The following is a 16351-nucleotide window of genomic DNA, read 5'->3' as shown; positions in this document are numbered from 1 at the left end:
TTATTAAAGGTCTGTAACGCAGCCTTCCGATGCATCTGATACGGTTTTGGCGTATTTATAAAGCACGCCTTTTGTCACTTTGAGAGCAGGTTGTTGCCATTTGGCGCGACGTTGGGCGATGACATTTTCATCGACTTTCAGAGTAATGGTATTATTCACCGCGTCAATTTCGATGATATCGTCGTCTTCTACCAGACCGATAAGCCCTCCTTTATAGGCTTCCGGAGTGATATGTCCTACTACGAAGCCGTGCGTTCCTCCCGAGAAGCGCCCATCGGTAATAAGAGCTACGGAATTGCCTAGACCTGCTCCGATGATTAAGGAGGTTGGCTTCAACATTTCCGGCATGCCGGGAGCTCCAACCGGTCCCTCGTTTTTGATAACGACCACGTCGCCTTTTTTGATACGTCCGGAGGTAACGCCTTCCACGAAGTCATGTTCGCCGTCGAATACGCGCGCTGGTCCTTCAAAGCGTTCCCCTTCTTTGCCCGATATTTTGGCTACAGAGCCTTTTTCAGCAAGGTTACCGTATAATATCTGAAGGTGACCTGTAGGCTTGATAGGCTTGTCCAATGGCTTTATGATCGGTTGGTCATACTCCATGATAGACTTTACGTTGGCTAGGTTTTCGGCAACGGTTTTTCCTGTTACAGTCAAACAGTCTCCATGCAATAAACCTTCATCTAGCAGGTATCGCATCACGGCAGGGGTACCGCCATATTGATGTAGGTCTTGCATCAGATATTTGCCGGAAGGTTTGAAGTCTGCCAGTACGGGAGTCTGATCCGACATGCGTTGGAAGTCATCCTGTGTGATGTCTACGCCGGCAGCCTTGCCTATAGCGATGAAATGCAATACTGCATTGGTACTACCTCCTAAAACGATAATCAGACGCATGGCATTTTCGAAAGCCTTGCGCGTCATGATATCTGAAGGCTTAATGTCTTTTTCTAATAGAAGGCGGATATATTTTCCTACTTCAAGACACTCTTTTTCTTTTTCTTTTGATACGGCAGGATTTGAGGAGGAGTAAGGTAAGCTCATCCCTAAAGCTTCGATGGCGGAGGCCATGGTGTTTGCCGTATACATACCGCCACAGGCTCCAGGTCCGGGACAGGTGTGTTTGATAATACCTTCGTAATCCTCATCCGAAAGGTTGCCGCAAAGTCTTTGCCCTAGCGCTTCAAATGCCGAAACGATGTTCAGCTCCTGTCCTTTATAATGTCCGGGAGCGATGGTACCTCCGTACACCATAATGGAAGGACGATTCAATCGGGCCATAGCCATGATAGCGCCAGGCATGTTTTTGTCACATCCAGGGATTGCAACTACAGCATCATAATATTGACCGCCGCAGATGGTTTCTATACTATCGGCGATAACATCGCGAGATACCAAAGAGTAGCGCATACCATCCGTTCCATTACTCATGCCATCGCTCACACCGATAGTACCGAAGGTAAGTCCTACCAAGTCGTTTGCCCACACACCTTTCTTGACCACTTGGGCCAAATCGTTTAGGTGCATGTTACAGGTGTTTCCATCGTATCCCATGCTGGCAATACCTACTTGTGCTTTGTGCATGTCGGCGTCGGTAAGACCGATACCATACAACATCGCTTTGGCAGCAGGTTGCGTTTCATCTTGCGTAAATATTCGGCTGTATTTGTTTAATCCTTTTGCGTTATCAGATGATGACTTCATAATTCTCTTGCTCTAATACTAAGTTTTTATATTTTATCTGAATAGTAGCTCCGATACTATATTCCCATTCTTCTTTATATACTATATCGTCTACCTGTTTGATGCCTATAATTTCGGCGGCGGTACCACAGAGAAAAGCATTATCTGCAGTGTATACATCTTGTACTGTAAGTTTCTTTTCGATGATATCGATGCCTAATTCTTTACAGATATCGATGACTGTTTGACGTGTAATGCCCGGGAAAACATTCTCTAATGGCGGTGTGTAGATTTTATAGTCTTTTTCAATAAATAAATTTTCACTTGACGCTTGTGCTACATAGCCGTCCTGATCCAAGAGAAGTGCCTCGTCGAATCCTTTACGTATAGCCTCAGTACTCGCCAGAATAGAGTTGATATATTGTCCTGAGATCTTTGCGTCGATATGGAAAGATTTTGGATTGGGTCTTTCGTAAGAAGAAATGTTGACACGCAACAAGTTTTGACCCAAGTAAGGTCCCCACTCCCAAGCAGCCAACATGATATTTGCATCTTCCGAAGAGGTCAAATGCATATTTGAACCAGAAAACACAAGCGGTCTTATATAAGCTGCGCGTAGGTTGTTCAGCTCCAAAAGCTCATAACACTGTTCGATGAGATATCGATTGTTCCAACGATAGGGTAGACCGATAGACTCACAGGATTTTTTTAATCGTTCGAAGTGTTCTTCAGCTTTGAAGATTCGAGTTCCATTATGGGTGTTGTAAGCGCGTAATCCTTCGAATGCACCATAGCCATAATGCAACGACTGTCCGAACAAATCTATGCCGGCCGATTTTGCGTGGACAAATTCGCCGTTTAGAAAGATTTTTGTGTTCTGATTATAGTATTGCATAACCTTAAAATTTAATCTGTACAAGTCTCTCCCCAAAGCATGTGTACAATCTCCGAATTAGATGCTAGCTCAAGTTAAGATGAAAAAAAATTCTATACAATAGACAAAAAGAGTATTTTAAAAAAGTTTTTTATTTGGTGATTTTGTTGTAATTAGATATTTATTGTTTGTTTTTCTGGTGATGATAAAATTATATTTTTTCAAGACTAAACTAAAATTAAAATTGGTTTATTTTTGGTTTTTGGAGAAAAATGAAAATTTCTGCAAAAATCTTCGCAAAATGGACTTATACGGTGAAAAAGTTGTAAAAAAAATAGCCCTTAAAACCTGAAGTTTTAAGGGCTATTCTATCATGTTTTTAATGTTATTATCCTTGTACTATTCCTTCGGCCAAAACGATGATATTGTTGTCCTTAACTTCAACCACACCACCTTTAATGTTAATGACCTCTTCGCCATTACCGCTTTTGATAATGACTTTTCCGTCTTCTAAGGTAGAGACAATAGCAGCGTGATCTTTCAAAATCTGAAAAGATCCTGCAGAGCCAGGGACAGTCACGGCTGTTACCTCGCCTTCGTATGCTAATTTGTCTGGAGTTATTACTTGTAATTTCATGCTATATATAGTATTGAGTATGGAGTATTGAGTACTGAGTAGAGAAAATCTCATTACCCTATACTCAGTACTCAATACCTATAATTAAACTGCTGCTTCTGCTAATAATTTCTTACCTCTTTCTATAGCTTCTTCAATAGTACCTACTAAGTTGAAAGCTGCTTCAGGGTATTCATCTACTTCACCATCTAAGATCATGTTGAAACCTTTGATAGTGTCTTTGATGTCTACGAACACACCTTTCAGACCTGTAAATTGTTCTGCTACGTGGAAAGGTTGAGATAAGAAACGTTGAACACGACGAGCGCGGTGTACGATAAGTTTATCTTCATCGGATAACTCATCCATACCCAAGATAGCGATGATATCTTGAAGCTCTTTATAGCGTTGTAAGATTTCTTTTACGCGTTGAGCTGTATTGTAGTGTTCTTCACCAAGAACTGCAGGAGTAAGGATACGAGAGGTAGAATCTAGAGGGTCTACCGCTGGATAGATACCTAACTCAGCAATTTTACGTGACAATACTGTTGTTGCATCCAAGTGAGCGAAAGTTGTCGCAGGAGCAGGGTCAGTCAAGTCATCGGCAGGAACGTATACGGCCTGTACAGAAGTGATAGATCCGTTTTTAGTTGAAGTGATACGCTCTTGCATCAAACCCATCTCTGTTGCCAAAGTCGGTTGGTAACCTACTGCTGAAGGCATACGTCCTAATAGAGCGGATACCTCAGAACCAGCTTGTGTGAAACGGAAAATGTTGTCGATGAAGAATAACACGTCACGACCTTTACCTTCTCCATCGCCGTCACGGAAGTACTCGGCGATAGTAAGTCCTGACAAGGCTACACGTGCACGAGCACCTGGAGGTTCATTCATCTGACCGAACACGAAAGTACATTTAGAGTCTTTCATCAATTCATAGTCAACTTTGTTCAAAGGCCATTGACCTTTTTCCATGTCTTCCATGAACTCTTCGCCATATTTGATGATACCTGACTCCAACATCTCACGCAACAAGTCGTTACCTTCACGAGTACGCTCACCTACACCGGCGAATACTGAAAGACCACCGTGTCCTTTAGCGATATTGTTGATAAGCTCTTGGATCAATACGGTTTTACCTACACCGGCACCACCAAACAAACCGATTTTACCACCTTTGGCATAAGGCTCTAACAAGTCGATAACCTTGATACCTGTATAAAGTACTTCTGTTTCTGTAGATAAATCTTCGAATTTTGGAGGTGTGTTGTGGATAGGACGTCCATTAGCTTTGTCCAATTCGCGAATACCATCAATAGGATCTCCAACTACGTTGAATACACGACCTTTGATCTCTTCGCCAACAGGCATTTTGATAGGAGCGCCAGTGTCAACTACTTCCATGCCACGTACTAAACCTTCTGTAGCATCCATTGCAATAGTACGAACACGATCCTCACCTAAGTGTTGTTGTACTTCTAAAACGATACGTTGACCATTTTCTTTCTGAATGTACAATGCATCGTAAATCTTAGGAAGATTTTCATTGTCGGCAAAGGTGACGTCAACCACTGGGCCGATAATCTGCGCTATTTTACCAATATTGGGCATATTATAGGGACTAAAATTTATTAATCAATTTATTATAAGCTACTTCTATAGCTTACTTTTCGGACTGCAAAAATAATGTATATCTGTTGAAAACCAAAACGATTATAAGAATAATTTTATTTTTGTCTTATTTCGTTCCAAAGCCCTTCTTTTGAATTGTATTATATATGTTACTTCCTTGATTTGAACATATATTTATCTTTATACAAGAAAAACATAACAACCAATTATACTTTCATTTCAATTTAAAATGAGGAAGTTTTTTTTGATTTTTTGCGCTATGGCTCCCTACTGGAGCTTTGCCCAGTTTAATTATCCGTCCTATGATGCTTTGCTTAACAGAATCAACCAGCTGAAAGGAAAGAAAAACGTGGCTGTAGAATCTGTGGGTAAAAGCTTTGGGGGTGAAAACATTCCTGTCATCAAAATAGAACAGGACAAGAAGGCTAAACCTACCTTATTAGTGGTGGCAGGTATTGATGGCAAGCATCCTGCAGGAGTGGTGGGCAGTCTAGAGGTGGTAGACCGCTTGACTTCTTTGGCTCCTGATTCGTTGAACCGCTTGTTGTCAGGTCGTTCGGTATGGATTATTCCTCTGGTAAATCCTGATGCTTATAAAAGAAACTCTAAAACAGGTCACTGGCTGTCCGGGAATGCGAGAGTTGTTGATAATGACAGAGACGGACGTGTCGACGAAGATCCTGCCAAAGATCTTAATGGTGATGGAGTCATAGCTCAGATGCGTGTCAAAAGAGCCGGCGGAACCTATAGAGTACACCCTACCTTTAAGGATATACTGGTGCAAGCCGACAGAAGCAAAGGCGAAAAGGGTGAATACCTATTGCTCACCGAAGGTATAGATGCCGACTTTGACGGTAAATATGGCGAAGATGGGGAAGGGGGAGTAAATATAGACAGAAACTTTACCTTCGACTATCCCGCATTTGTATCCGAAAGTGGAGAGTATGCTGCTTCAGAACCTGAAACAAGGGCTCTGGTGGATTTCATCTTCGCTAACCCACAGATTTGGGGAATAGTACATTTCGGATTGACCAACAACCTTTCGGAACCTGAAAAATATAATCCAGCAAAGGCTAGAGAAAGAATCATCAGCTCTTGGAGCGAAAGCGATGCTGAGGTGTCCAAGTACGTGAGTACTCTTTATAAGGAGGCTGTCAAAGGATTAGGAGAAGCACCTAGAATGGAGCATAAACCGGGAAATTTCGTCAATACGGCCTATTATCATCTAGGGAAATTTAGCTTTGCAACTCCTTTGTGGTGGCCTGTAGCCCAAGATTCTTCGAAGAAGGTGAAACCGGAAGATGTGTTCTATCATTGGGTAAGCAAAAATAATGTCGCTGGAGCTATCCTTCCATGGACCAAAGTACAGCATCCTAACTTCCCGAATCAAGAAGTGGAAGTGGGTGGCGTAGTAGAAATCTTTAAAAACAATCCTCCCGTTCAGTTTTTGTCTGAACCGGCAAAATTACATGCAAACTTTGTCTCTAAGCTGATAGATGCCATGCCGCAGCTGGTATACGAGCAGCCCGTGGTGACACCCCTAGGAGGAGATGTGTATCGTGTAGAGCTTACCGTGACCAACGTAGGTAAGACAGCCAGCTACCCCGAGATAGCGGACAAGATAAAGTTTATACCTAAGTTTAAGACTGTCTGTGAGCTTCAGAAAAACCAACAATTCCTCAATGGAAAAAGACTGCAGCTATATTCCTCTTTGGGGGCGGGCCAATCTCTATCTTTCTCGTGGCTCATAAAAGGCAAGGGTACCGTATCCATCACTGCCGGTTGCCCTAGCGCAGGTGAAATTAAAATGGATGTAAAATTCTAAAGTGACATTTATGAAACTCAAAAATATTTTGTGTGCTGCTCTTTTGACTTCCCTTTCTTTTTCGACTGCTTTTGCACAGAAAAAAGGTGAAGAAATCGATATCCCGGGATTGCGGGCAATAGGTTCTCCTGCCAACCCTAAGGTGCAGATGAACTGGAACCGCTACCACGATACTAAGCAGATAGAGCAATTCTGCAAGGATTTACAGAAAGCTTATCCTAACCTAGTGAAGTATGAATCCATAGGTAAGTCCTATGAAGGCCGCGATATTTGGGTGCTTTCCATCACGGATTTTAACTCTGGAAATGCAGACCGCAAGCCCGCGATGTGGATCGATGGCAATATCCACGCCAATGAGCTGCAAGGATCCGAGATTGCCATGTATACAGCATGGTATCTTGTAGAAAACTTCCATCAGGTGCAGTTTATTCAAGATTTACTGAAAGACAAGATTTTCTATATCGCGCCAACCATCAATCCGGACTCGCGTGATTACTTTATATACGAGCCGAATACCATGCACTCCTCACGTTCGGGAAGAAGGCCATTTGATAATGACGGGGATGGACAGGTTGCTGAAGATATGTTCGATGACTTGGACGGTGATGGACATATAGTCATGATGCGTCGAAAGTCCAAGACTGGTCGTTACAAGGTGGATCCAGACAATCCTAACCGTATGGTGCTCGCCAAGCCGGGAGAGGTTGGTGAATACGAGCTGTTGGGGTATGAAGGGATCGACAACGATGGCGACGGGCTGGTAAATGAAGACCAGACCGGAGTATACGATCCTAACCGCGACTGGGGATGGAATTGGCAGCCTACCTATGTGCAAAATGGAGCCTTGTATTACCCTGGAACTTTGCCGGAAACGCAAGCAGTAAAAGAGTTTTTCTATAAACACCGAAATATTGCAGGCGCGCAATCTTATCACAATTATGGTGGCATGATTCTTAGAGGTCCGGGAGCTGCCCAAGACGACAAATACTATTCAAGAAAAGACGTACAGGTATATGACGCCTTAGGCAAAACCGGAGAACGTATGCTTCCGGGATATAATTATATTGTAATACATAAAGATCTGTATACCGTTTTCGGCGGTGAGATTGACTTCTTCGCCCTTACAAGAGGTATATATACCTTCTCAAACGAGCTCATGACTACCTACAAACTATTCAATGAGAAATCTCCTTCGAGTGGTTTTGGACGTAATGATGAATACTATGAGTTTGACAAACTGTTGCTGTTTGGTGATGCTTATGTACCTTGGAAAGAATTTGACCATCCACAGTTCGGAAAAATAGAAATCGGAGGCGCGAAGAAAAATTATACCCGAAACCATCCGGGATTCCTTCTGTTGGAGGATGCCCATCGTAATGCGGCTTTCACAATCTTTCATGCTTACCACACCCCAAAGTTGGAGTTTGTGGATGTGTCGACGAAAAGTCTAGACGATGGTCTTACAGAAGTAGTAGCTACCGTGTGGAATAGCAGAATCATTCCTACCCATTCTGATCATGATGTAAAATATGCGGTAAACCGACCGGATTATATCCGCTTGGAAGGTGCCGAAGTCATCACAGGAATGCGTATTCTGGATAAAGATTTCAATGTTACTGTCGAGCAAAAATATAAACCGTATCAGATTGAAATTCCTACCATTGACGGCATGTCCGAAGTGCGGGTCAAATGGATAGTAAAAGGAAATCCCAAAAATGCTAAGATTGTAGTAGATAGCGAAAAAGGTGGTTATCTCGAACGTAAATTATAATTAACATCAGTAAAAGGATAGCTATAGGCTATCCTTTTTTATTCTTCATGAGTGATTGAGATATATAAAATTAGGTGGATTATAATGATATTAGTAAATTTATTAATCTGAATGAAAAAACTAAGAAAATAAACTTAAGTTATGATGAAAAAAATTATTTGGGTGCTGGCAGTATCTCTTGCCACCGCATGCCACCAAGCCAAGAAAGAAGACACGACAACATCCATTGCGACAGTTGGGGTGGATTCGTTGCATTTCTCAACACAATTGGACAGTCAAAGGGTTGCCCTTTATGAAATTGTAAATGACAACATGAAAGTTCAGCTTACTAATTTCGGAGCTAGGATTGTGTCTTTAGTAGTGAAGGATAAGCAAGACTCTTTCGTGGATGTGGTGCTGGGATATGATACGGCGGAAGAATTTATCCAGAACAGCCGAAATTTCTACGGCGCCATTGTCGGTAGGTATGGCAACCGTATAGGTAAGGCCTCCTTCGTGTTGAACAACACAACCTATAATTTGGAGAAGAACGACAACAATAATACTCTGCATGGCGGCTTCAATGGAGTATATAATAAGGTATGGAAAGTAGATCAAGCTTCCTCTACGTCCATTACTTTCTCTTACTATTCTCCGGATGGAGAAGCCGGATATCCAGGGAATGTGTTGATGAAGGTAACCTACTCCTTGAATGATAAGGGAGGTTTAGAGATAACCTACGATGCAGAAACAGATAAGGAAACCGTGTTGAATTTGACAAACCATGCTTATTTCAACCTCAATGGAGCAGGGGATTCCACCATCTTGGATCACCATCTGTGGATAGATGCCGATAAAATAACCGAAGTGGATGCAGAACTTATCCCGACAGGAAAAGGGATAGATGTGACGAATACACCTTTTGATTTCCGTGTTAGTAAGGAAATAGGCAAGGACATAGGTCAGGACCATCCTCAGATTGCTTTTGGCAAAGGATATGACCATAACTTTGAACTCAACAAAAAGGAAAATTTTGCGGAGGTGGCCAAACTTTATGCACCACGGACCGGAATAGAAATGACCATTTTAACTACCGAACCGGGATTGCAGTTTTATAGTGGTAATTTCATGTCGGAAAATGATCCTAAAGGTAAAAAGGGACAGACTTACCCATACCGTTCAGCCTTGTGTCTGGAAACTCAACATTTTCCTGATGCACCCAATCATCCTAATTTTGCATCCACCGTCTTGAAGCCCGGCGAAAAATATGCCTCAAAGACAGAATATAGATTTGCAGTAAAATAATATTGATTTATCTTTATTTAGGTCAATAAGAAACGGCGGAGGAATACATTTCCTTCGCCGTTCTAAATTTTAATATTGTCAGGGACAAAAGCTAGAAAGATTAGGAATCTCTTTTAAGCTGTTCGTCTAACAGTTGTCGTTTTAGTTTTTGTTCGGTTTCCATAGCTTTTTTCTTATAAGCTTGGAATTCGTTTTGTAGTTCATCCACGGTCTTTTGATGCTCCACAGCATCCACTTTAGCTTTTCGGTATACGGTCAGCAGGGCAAACGAAAGGATAGCCAAAACAATGATGATGCTCCACACCATAGTATGGTAAGCCGATTTACTAAAATTATTTCCTAAAAAAGATATGCTGTCGGTTTTCTTTTGCTCTTCGGCAAGGCTTTGGCTTAAGGCTTTCACCGAGTCCTGCAGGATTTCAACCTGCTGGGAGGAGGAAGAAGAATTTTTCTTCAGCGCGGTAATCTCCTTCGTATAACGAGCTATGGAGTCATTGACATTGCGCTGGATGATTTCAATGTTAGACTTCCTTATGATCTTGAAATCAGCATCTTGACTTCGTGATTGTGACAAAAGTAATTGGAATTGAGTATTTAACGGGATATCGGTCTGTAATTTTTGCTGCAAAGTAAGTTGCGCAAAACTGTTGAAACAAAAAAATAATAAAATGGAAGTTAATGAAGCTTTAAGCATATCCTTTTTTCTGTAGTTTGGTTTTAAAGGTGAACAAAACATTTTAAATCTACTATAAAAATAGTGCTAAATCAACTTTTTTATGCCTATTGTGGAGAAAAAATGTTACGCGCAGGTTCAATGAGGTGAGGTTGTCGTAGAGCATGCATGATAGTCCATAACAGTTGAATGAGGAAATGCATTTATCTTCGAAAGACCTTTTATAAATCTAGCACGAAAAAAGAAATAAACATAAATAGCCATTGAATTCCGAATTCAATGGCTATTTATATGTTCCTGTTTTATATATTTAATATTATGGATTGGGATTTTCATTAACTTCTTCAACAGTAATTGTCATTTTACATTGGTCACAAGAACATTGAGTTGTTTTTGTTGAATGAATATATTGTTCTTTACAATCACAAGAACCAGTACAATCAATTGTTGTAACAGTTTTACCATCATCTAATAAAGCATATGTAGAAGTATTATCAAACGAATCACTATATTCAACTAAAGCAAAAATATTACCATCTTCTAAATGACTAAATTTAATAGAAGAAACCTCTATTAAATTTAAATTTCTATTCAATTCACTAGATGCAATTTTTCCTTTAAGTGTGTTTTTGTAGCTTAATTTTGCAATATTCTTTAAGGAAGAAGTATTATTTGTAATAGTTGAAATAATATTTTTAGCATTAGGCTGATCTATTTCAGTAATAATTAAACTACAATTTTGACATCCTTCACATTGAGTAATCCAGCCCTCACTCGTTTTTGTTGTCCTCATTTCATCGCATGCCTCTCCCCCACAAGAACCCCCACAAGTAAGTTGTACAACACCTTCTTTATTATTCTGAACTAAAAATGACTTTTTAATATCGTTATCAAAATAAGTTATTTTAAAATCACCATCTGATAAAAATTGAACTTCATCTATAATAGGGTTTTTTAACGAAGGATTCATCGCTAAGAGTAAATTCGAAAAAACTTTTACATCTACCTTTTCTTTTTTTACAGATATATCTAATTCATTATTTTTATCCAATTCTATAGTATCCTTATCACTTCTTTCACAAGAATTAAATAAAGAAAATCCAAATGAAATAAAAAGAATAAAACAAAAATTTCTAATAAAACTTGATTTTCTCATAATCATGTAATTAATTGTTTATAATTGAATGTATAAAAAATATTAATATTAAAGAAAAGTATATTTTTTATAAAAAATGCCCTAATCTTCACTATTAAGATAGCTTAGAATAAGGAATTTGTTTGTTTAAAATAAAGTTAAAAACTTTACTTGAAATCAACAACCTTTGTCGGTTGTTTTTTGTCTCTTGTTAGAACCTTTGTTTCAATAAGGTTTCGCCCATTAGACTTTACATTCGCTATGCTCTGTAAAGTGGGCTCTTGCAGAGGGCTTCAAAGTCCTGTTCGGACTTTGCCAAAAACGCTACTAACCGCAAGCGATTTAACGCATTTTTGATGTTTGCCATTCGTAAACTTGAACGGCAAAAGAAGAGACATTGTTTGTTTATCTCTCGAAAACATATCCGAGAAATAATCAAACAATTTTAAAAAACTTAAATATGGGATACGCAGTTTTTCACGCATCAAAAGGAAGTGGAGGAGGGGTCAAACTTGGCGCACACATTGACCGAGATAAAAGCCAAAAACAGACTTTCAAATCAGCAGACCCCGAAAGGGAATATCTGAATAAAGATTTAATTGATAATCTTATTCAAAAATGAAGCTACCTGATGCAATCAATGAGCGAATCAAAGAGGGCTACAAAGGAAAAAAAGTACTTCGGAAAGATGCAGTCAAATTCATTCCAATGGTTATGACTGGAAGTCACGAGGAGATGAAAGCCATTTTTAAAAATTCCGAAAAAGCCAATGCTTGGCTAAAAGCAAACTATAAGTTTGTTTGCAAGGAATTTGGAAAAGAAAATATAGTTCGCTTTACACTTCACTTGGATGAGAAAACCCCACACATTCACGCTGTTGTTGTGCCTTTGACCGATGACGGACGTTTATCGGCTAAAGAACGTTTTGGAAATCGCAACGATCTTTCAGACAGACAAACTCGTTATGCTGATGCAATGGAACAATTCGGCTTAAAAAGAGGTATTGTAGATTCAAAAGCAAAACATACCTCAGAGGGGTGGTACATCGGAAAATAGCTTGAAGCTGAAAAAGCAATTTTAAACCCCTTAGAGCGGTTGAATTTTTTAGAGAGACTGAACCTTAAAAAAGATAGAAGTTTTAACGGAGGGCTTAAAATTAACCCAAAACCACAAGTTTGACAGCGAACAAAAGGCAAAGAGAGAAGAAGCTAAAGTTTTGAAGCTGCAGGAAAATTATTCAAATCTCCAAAAGGAGTATTTAAAGATTATTCGAAATGAGGCTTATTTTAAAGAAAAACAATCTGAAGTAATTAAAAAACTTCAATCTGATATATCTTACGAAGTGAATATGTAATCTTCCCTTAGCTAGCTACATTCAAAACTAAAAAATTCCAATCAGATGACCTCTCCCCATATCTAGGAGTCTTCTAAAATAGAAAAACCGGCTGTTTTTACCTGTTTTTCTATGAACATTTCAGGTGTCAGATTTCCCAGAAAACTATGCGGCCTGAAGGTGTTGTACTCTTCTCTCCAGACTTCTATTTTCTCTTTGGCATCTTCCAGTGAAAGAAACCAGTGTGCGTTTAGGCACTCATCCCGGAAGCTCCCATTGAAGGACTCAATATACGGATTATCTGTGGGTTTACCCGGTCTAGAGAAAATTAATTCAACCTGATGCTCATAAGCCCACCTGTCGACTTCTTTAGAAATAAACTCCGATCCGTTATCCACCTGGATCTTTTTCGGCTTTTCACCTTTCAATAAACGAAGTTCCTCCAAAACGGCAACTACGTCGCCCCCTTTTAAACGCTGTCCGACTTGAATCGCCATGCATTTACGACTATAATTATCGACTATAGTTAAGCAACGGATCTTTCGGCCATCGAACAGCGCATCTGCAACAAAATCCATACTCCAACAATCATGTAAATTGGAAAAAACAGGCCGCTCGGAGCGGTGTGAAGCAGCCCGGCAACGCCTAGGGCGCTTCACACGCAGATTCAAGCCCTCTTCTTTGTAGATACGGTAAACACGTTTATGGTTGTCTTTCCAGCCCTCCCTTTTTAGTAAAACAACAATCCGCTCGATACCGTAGCGAACCCGCGTCTCCGCAATATTCCGTATGCGCTGCCGTAGTGGAGCATCGTTCTTGCGAACATTTTTATAATACCACACGGACATACTCAGCAGTGATACATTGCATGCTCTGCGAAGGGAAATTCGATAATCAGAAACCAATCCAGCAACCATTTTTCGACGTTGAGCAGGATTTAATACTTTTTTTAAGAAATCAACCTGTATCTGTAGTTCCCCAATCTTGGAATAAAGCTCTTTCTCTTTGGTGTCATCCTTTATCGGGCTTTTCTCTGTGGTAAAAACCGATTCCGCATTATCCAAAAACTCCCGTTTCCAGGTGTTGATCTGTGTTGGGTGCAACTCGTATTTAACAGCCAGTTCCTGGATGGTCTGCTGCTCCTTGATAGCTTCTATGGCTACCTTCGCCTTAAAGCTTGCACTGAATTTCCTGCGTTCTTTTTTCATTTTCAACTGCTAATTTAAACATTTATGCAGTTGTCCAATATTTGGGTAGTATGATACATTAGAAATAGCTTTATCTTAAATAGAGAATACTACAGAACAGAAAATAAAAACGGCAAAGCAGGTTTATTGGCTTGCTGGTATTGTAGCTATTGTTTTAGGAATTACAACTATTTTCTTGGAAATAAATAGAAGTATAGATAAAAAGACTATTACAGCAGCTGTTCAAGGAAAGGCAGAAGTTAAAGCATGGAAAGCAGATTTAAAACAATGGATGAGCGAGAATCCAAAAGATGCAAAAAAGCTTTATTGAGTGGAATAAAATTAGATATAGTAAATAAGATTCTAAATGCTTATTTACTATATCTAGTATTTTCTTAAAATAAAAATTGTTAATCAATAATTTTCAAATCTATCTTGTACGTAAAAGTATACCAGCTTATTGCAATGATAAAAGATAAGGATAATATAAATAATATAATTTCAAATAATATAACACTGGCTTTTATTTTCTGTTCAGAGAAATTTTTTTTTGATAACTTATTTAAATTTAATGTGGTTATTGAATTAATTATTTCCAATCCAGGAATGATTAAAAGTATATAGCATGTAATTATAATATAAGAGCTATTACTTTGTCTTAATGCAATAATTAGACAAGTATAAAAAACGACTGTTAAACTATGTTTTGTTCTCATAATATTAAATTAGGCTTCTCCAGTTTCAGCCCATTGAATAGTATCAATATTTATTGGTGGCTCTGGAACGTCCTCATCAAAAAACACTTTTTCTGCAATACAGAAAGCAAATCCAATTGCCATTCCTGGAGCATTACTTCCTGCAAAAGTTTGAAAGGCTGATCGAGAAACATTAACAATACCCCTCCATCCTAAATTATAACCTGTTATAACAGAATGAAGCTGTTTAAAAAGTTTAAAAGAACCAGCAACAGCTCCTCCTACAGTTTGTAAAGCACAGGCACCTACTTCTTGCCAAGTTAAATCCATGTCCCCAGGAGGATCGATAGGCGGCTCTTCTGGATCGATTGGTTCTTCTGGCATTTCTGAAGATGCTAGTTTATTAATGGATAAACGGTTATATCGTAAAGTAGATACTTTTTTTAGTTTAGTGTTTTTAAGATTATTTGTTTGTAAATTTTGAGAAATTTTAAAAAAAACAGCAGACTGTATATTAGCATCTTCAGAAGAAAGTTCATTATGATTACTCATAATGAATAATACATTTGCTAAATTTCGAGTGTGTAGATCTAATAATTTAGTGTCATTAAGGTTATTTTTTACATAGAATTCTTTTAAATCATTATAACTTGGATTTTGGCGAGAAATCATCATATACTCTTTTAGTAATTGTTTCCCTCCAACCTTATTTATTTCATTAAGAATAGCCATTGTATTATTAACTATGCTATCTAATGAGTTAATAAAAATATCACTATTTTCTAATGAAAGTGATATTTCATCTATTTTATTAACTTCTTGCTGTTGCACTAGGTCTTTTTTACAAGCGCTTAAGAAGAGAGCTGTTCCAAAAAAAACACACATAAAAATGTTTCTTATCATAATATTAATTTAAATTATTTGTGCGAAAATAAAAAAATATTTCTAATATTATTTTTATTTACACAAACTTGATTTTTCTGATAATAACTTTTTTAAAGAATAATAGTCTATTTAGTTTTTATAGACAACTATTGTTAATAGCTTCTTTAATAAAATTTAATCATCCTTTTTTGTATAAAAAGGATGATTAAAAGCAATTATAATTCATTATCTAAATGCTTTTCCTTTGCTTCAATCCAATTTCTTTGAGTAGCATTATTTAAAGCTGTTTGATGCATTTGTATAAATTCTTTATGCAAATGCATCTGTAATCTTCCCTTAGCTAGCTACATTCAAAACTAAAAAATTCCAATCGGATGACCCCTCCCCATATTTAGGAGTCTTCTAAAATAGAAAATTCGGCCGTTTTCACCTGTTTTTCTATGAACATTTCAGGTGTCAGATTTCCCAGAAAACTATGCGGCCTGAAGGTGTTGTACTCCTCTCTCCAGACTTCTATTTTCTCTCTGGCATCTTCTAGTGAAAGAAACCAGTGTGCGTTTAGGCACTCATCCCGGAAGCTCCCATTGAAGGACTCAATATACGGATTATCTGTGGGTTTTCCCGGTCTAGAGAAAATTAGTTCAACCTGATGTTCATACGCCCACCTGTCGACTTCTTTAGAAATAAACTCCGATCCGTTATCTACCTGAATCTTTTTCGGCTTTACGCCCTCTAATAGACGAAGTTCCTCCAAAACA

14 protein-coding genes and 1 pseudogene are annotated in these 16351 nt (G+C 38.7%); 6 read left to right on the top strand and 9 right to left on the bottom strand.

What is annotated here, in order from left to right; all coding sequences use genetic code 11:
• Window positions 1-3 precede the first annotated feature (3 nt).
• From ilvD to atpD, 4 genes are all read right to left on the bottom strand, one after another.
• Complete coding sequence (gene ilvD / locus ABD873_RS11430) at window positions 4-1704, bottom strand: dihydroxy-acid dehydratase (RefSeq protein ID WP_345068434.1); 1701 nt, start codon at window positions 1702-1704, stop codon at window positions 4-6.
• Window positions 1688-2578: a branched-chain amino acid transaminase gene (locus tag ABD873_RS11425; protein ID WP_039053855.1), complete on the bottom strand. Its 891-nt coding sequence runs from the start codon at window positions 2576-2578 to the stop codon at window positions 1688-1690. The genes ilvD and ABD873_RS11425 overlap by 17 nt, the downstream gene beginning before the upstream one ends.
• Before the next feature lie 367 nt (window positions 2579-2945).
• Entirely contained in the window at window positions 2946-3194 is a 249-nt protein-coding gene (gene atpC / locus ABD873_RS11420; RefSeq protein WP_039053854.1) for an ATP synthase F1 subunit epsilon, read from the bottom strand.
• Window positions 3195-3278: 84 nt separating this feature from the next.
• Window positions 3279-4784, bottom strand: coding sequence for a F0F1 ATP synthase subunit beta (gene atpD / locus ABD873_RS11415; RefSeq protein WP_039053853.1), 1506 nt, complete (start codon window positions 4782-4784; stop codon window positions 3279-3281).
• Between the two features lie 280 nt (window positions 4785-5064).
• Here atpD and ABD873_RS11410 point away from each other — a divergent pair, with 280 nt between their 5' ends.
• The 3 genes from ABD873_RS11410 to ABD873_RS11400 all read left to right on the top strand — a co-directional run bounded on the left by ABD873_RS11410 (window position 5065) and on the right by ABD873_RS11400 (window position 9685).
• The gene (locus ABD873_RS11410; protein ID WP_345068431.1) at window positions 5065-6630 is read left to right on the top strand and encodes a M14 family metallopeptidase; all 1566 of its coding nucleotides are present in this window, start codon (window positions 5065-5067) and stop codon (window positions 6628-6630) included.
• A 10-nt stretch (window positions 6631-6640) separates the two neighbouring features.
• Entirely contained in the window at window positions 6641-8401 is a 1761-nt protein-coding gene (locus ABD873_RS11405; RefSeq protein ID WP_345068429.1) for a M14 family metallopeptidase, read from the top strand.
• 141 nt (window positions 8402-8542) lie between these two features.
• Complete coding sequence (locus ABD873_RS11400) at window positions 8543-9685, top strand: aldose epimerase family protein (protein WP_345068427.1); 1143 nt, start codon at window positions 8543-8545, stop codon at window positions 9683-9685.
• A gap of 100 nt (window positions 9686-9785) precedes the next feature.
• Here ABD873_RS11400 and ABD873_RS11395 read toward each other — a convergent pair whose 3' ends face one another.
• Both ABD873_RS11395 and ABD873_RS11390 read right to left on the bottom strand, forming a co-directional pair.
• Window positions 9786-10259 carry a hypothetical protein gene (locus ABD873_RS11395; protein WP_345068425.1) on the bottom strand — a complete coding sequence of 158 codons (474 nt, stop codon included), beginning with the start codon at window positions 10257-10259 and terminating at the stop codon, window positions 9786-9788.
• 415 nt (window positions 10260-10674) lie between these two features.
• Window positions 10675-11514 carry a hypothetical protein gene (locus ABD873_RS11390; RefSeq protein ID WP_345068423.1) on the bottom strand — a complete coding sequence of 280 codons (840 nt, stop codon included), beginning with the start codon at window positions 11512-11514 and terminating at the stop codon, window positions 10675-10677.
• 439 nt (window positions 11515-11953) lie between these two features.
• Here ABD873_RS11390 and ABD873_RS11385 point away from each other — a divergent pair, with 439 nt between their 5' ends.
• Complete coding sequence (locus ABD873_RS11385; protein ID WP_345068421.1) at window positions 11954-12115, top strand: plasmid recombination protein; 162 nt, start codon at window positions 11954-11956, stop codon at window positions 12113-12115.
• Window positions 12112-12549: a MobV family relaxase gene (mobV, locus tag ABD873_RS11380; RefSeq protein WP_345068419.1), complete on the top strand. Its 438-nt coding sequence runs from the start codon at window positions 12112-12114 to the stop codon at window positions 12547-12549. Before ABD873_RS11385 ends, mobV begins: the two co-directional genes overlap by 4 nt.
• Window positions 12550-12909: 360 nt before the next feature.
• Here the strand turns inward: mobV and ABD873_RS11375 are convergent, their stop codons facing one another.
• Window positions 12910-14034 carry an IS3 family transposase gene (locus ABD873_RS11375; RefSeq protein ID WP_345068417.1) on the bottom strand — a complete coding sequence of 375 codons (1125 nt, stop codon included), beginning with the start codon at window positions 14032-14034 and terminating at the stop codon, window positions 12910-12912.
• Window positions 14035-14209: 175 nt separating this feature from the next.
• On the opposite strand from ABD873_RS11375, the gene ABD873_RS11370 reads away from it, so the two are divergent.
• The gene (locus tag ABD873_RS11370) at window positions 14210-14344 is read left to right on the top strand and encodes a hypothetical protein (RefSeq protein WP_345068415.1); all 135 of its coding nucleotides are present in this window, start codon (window positions 14210-14212) and stop codon (window positions 14342-14344) included.
• Window positions 14345-14738: 394 nt separating this feature from the next.
• Here ABD873_RS11370 and ABD873_RS11365 read toward each other — a convergent pair whose 3' ends face one another.
• Together ABD873_RS11365 and ABD873_RS11360 are read right to left on the bottom strand one after the other, a co-directional pair.
• Complete coding sequence (locus tag ABD873_RS11365) at window positions 14739-15611, bottom strand: hypothetical protein (protein ID WP_345068413.1); 873 nt, start codon at window positions 15609-15611, stop codon at window positions 14739-14741.
• 373 nt (window positions 15612-15984) lie between these two features.
• Window positions 15985-16351 (bottom strand): annotated as a pseudogene (locus ABD873_RS11360) (integrase core domain-containing protein); the annotation flags it as partial.

Origin of the sequence: Sphingobacterium thermophilum (genome assembly GCF_039541675.1) — a bacterium.
In the GTDB taxonomy this organism is placed as follows: Bacteria; Bacteroidota; Bacteroidia; order Sphingobacteriales; family Sphingobacteriaceae; genus Sphingobacterium; species Sphingobacterium thermophilum.
The sequence above is the reverse complement of the archived record's forward strand: the minus strand, read 5'-3'. Positions and strand labels throughout refer to the sequence as shown.

Coding starts and splice junctions, on each gene's coding strand:
- ABD873_RS11385 (WP_345068421.1), top strand. CDS start 11,954: ATGGGATACGCAGTTTTTCACGCATCAAAAGGAAGTGGAGGAGGGGTC.
- mobV (WP_345068419.1), top strand. CDS start 12,112: ATGAAGCTACCTGATGCAATCAATGAGCGAATCAAAGAGGGCTACAAA.
- ABD873_RS11375 (WP_345068417.1), bottom strand. CDS start 14,034: ATGAAAAAAGAACGCAGGAAATTCAGTGCAAGCTTTAAGGCGAAGGTA.
- ABD873_RS11390 (WP_345068423.1), bottom strand. CDS start 11,514: ATGAGAAAATCAAGTTTTATTAGAAATTTTTGTTTTATTCTTTTTATT.
- atpC (WP_039053854.1), bottom strand. CDS start 3,194: ATGAAATTACAAGTAATAACTCCAGACAAATTAGCATACGAAGGCGAG.
- ABD873_RS11425 (WP_039053855.1), bottom strand. CDS start 2,578: ATGCAATACTATAATCAGAACACAAAAATCTTTCTAAACGGCGAATTT.
- ABD873_RS11405 (WP_345068429.1), top strand. CDS start 6,641: ATGAAACTCAAAAATATTTTGTGTGCTGCTCTTTTGACTTCCCTTTCT.
- atpD (WP_039053853.1), bottom strand. CDS start 4,784: ATGCCCAATATTGGTAAAATAGCGCAGATTATCGGCCCAGTGGTTGAC.
- ABD873_RS11410 (WP_345068431.1), top strand. CDS start 5,065: ATGGCTCCCTACTGGAGCTTTGCCCAGTTTAATTATCCGTCCTATGAT.
- ABD873_RS11400 (WP_345068427.1), top strand. CDS start 8,543: ATGATGAAAAAAATTATTTGGGTGCTGGCAGTATCTCTTGCCACCGCA.
- ilvD (WP_345068434.1), bottom strand. CDS start 1,704: ATGAAGTCATCATCTGATAACGCAAAAGGATTAAACAAATACAGCCGA.
- ABD873_RS11365 (WP_345068413.1), bottom strand. CDS start 15,611: ATGATAAGAAACATTTTTATGTGTGTTTTTTTTGGAACAGCTCTCTTC.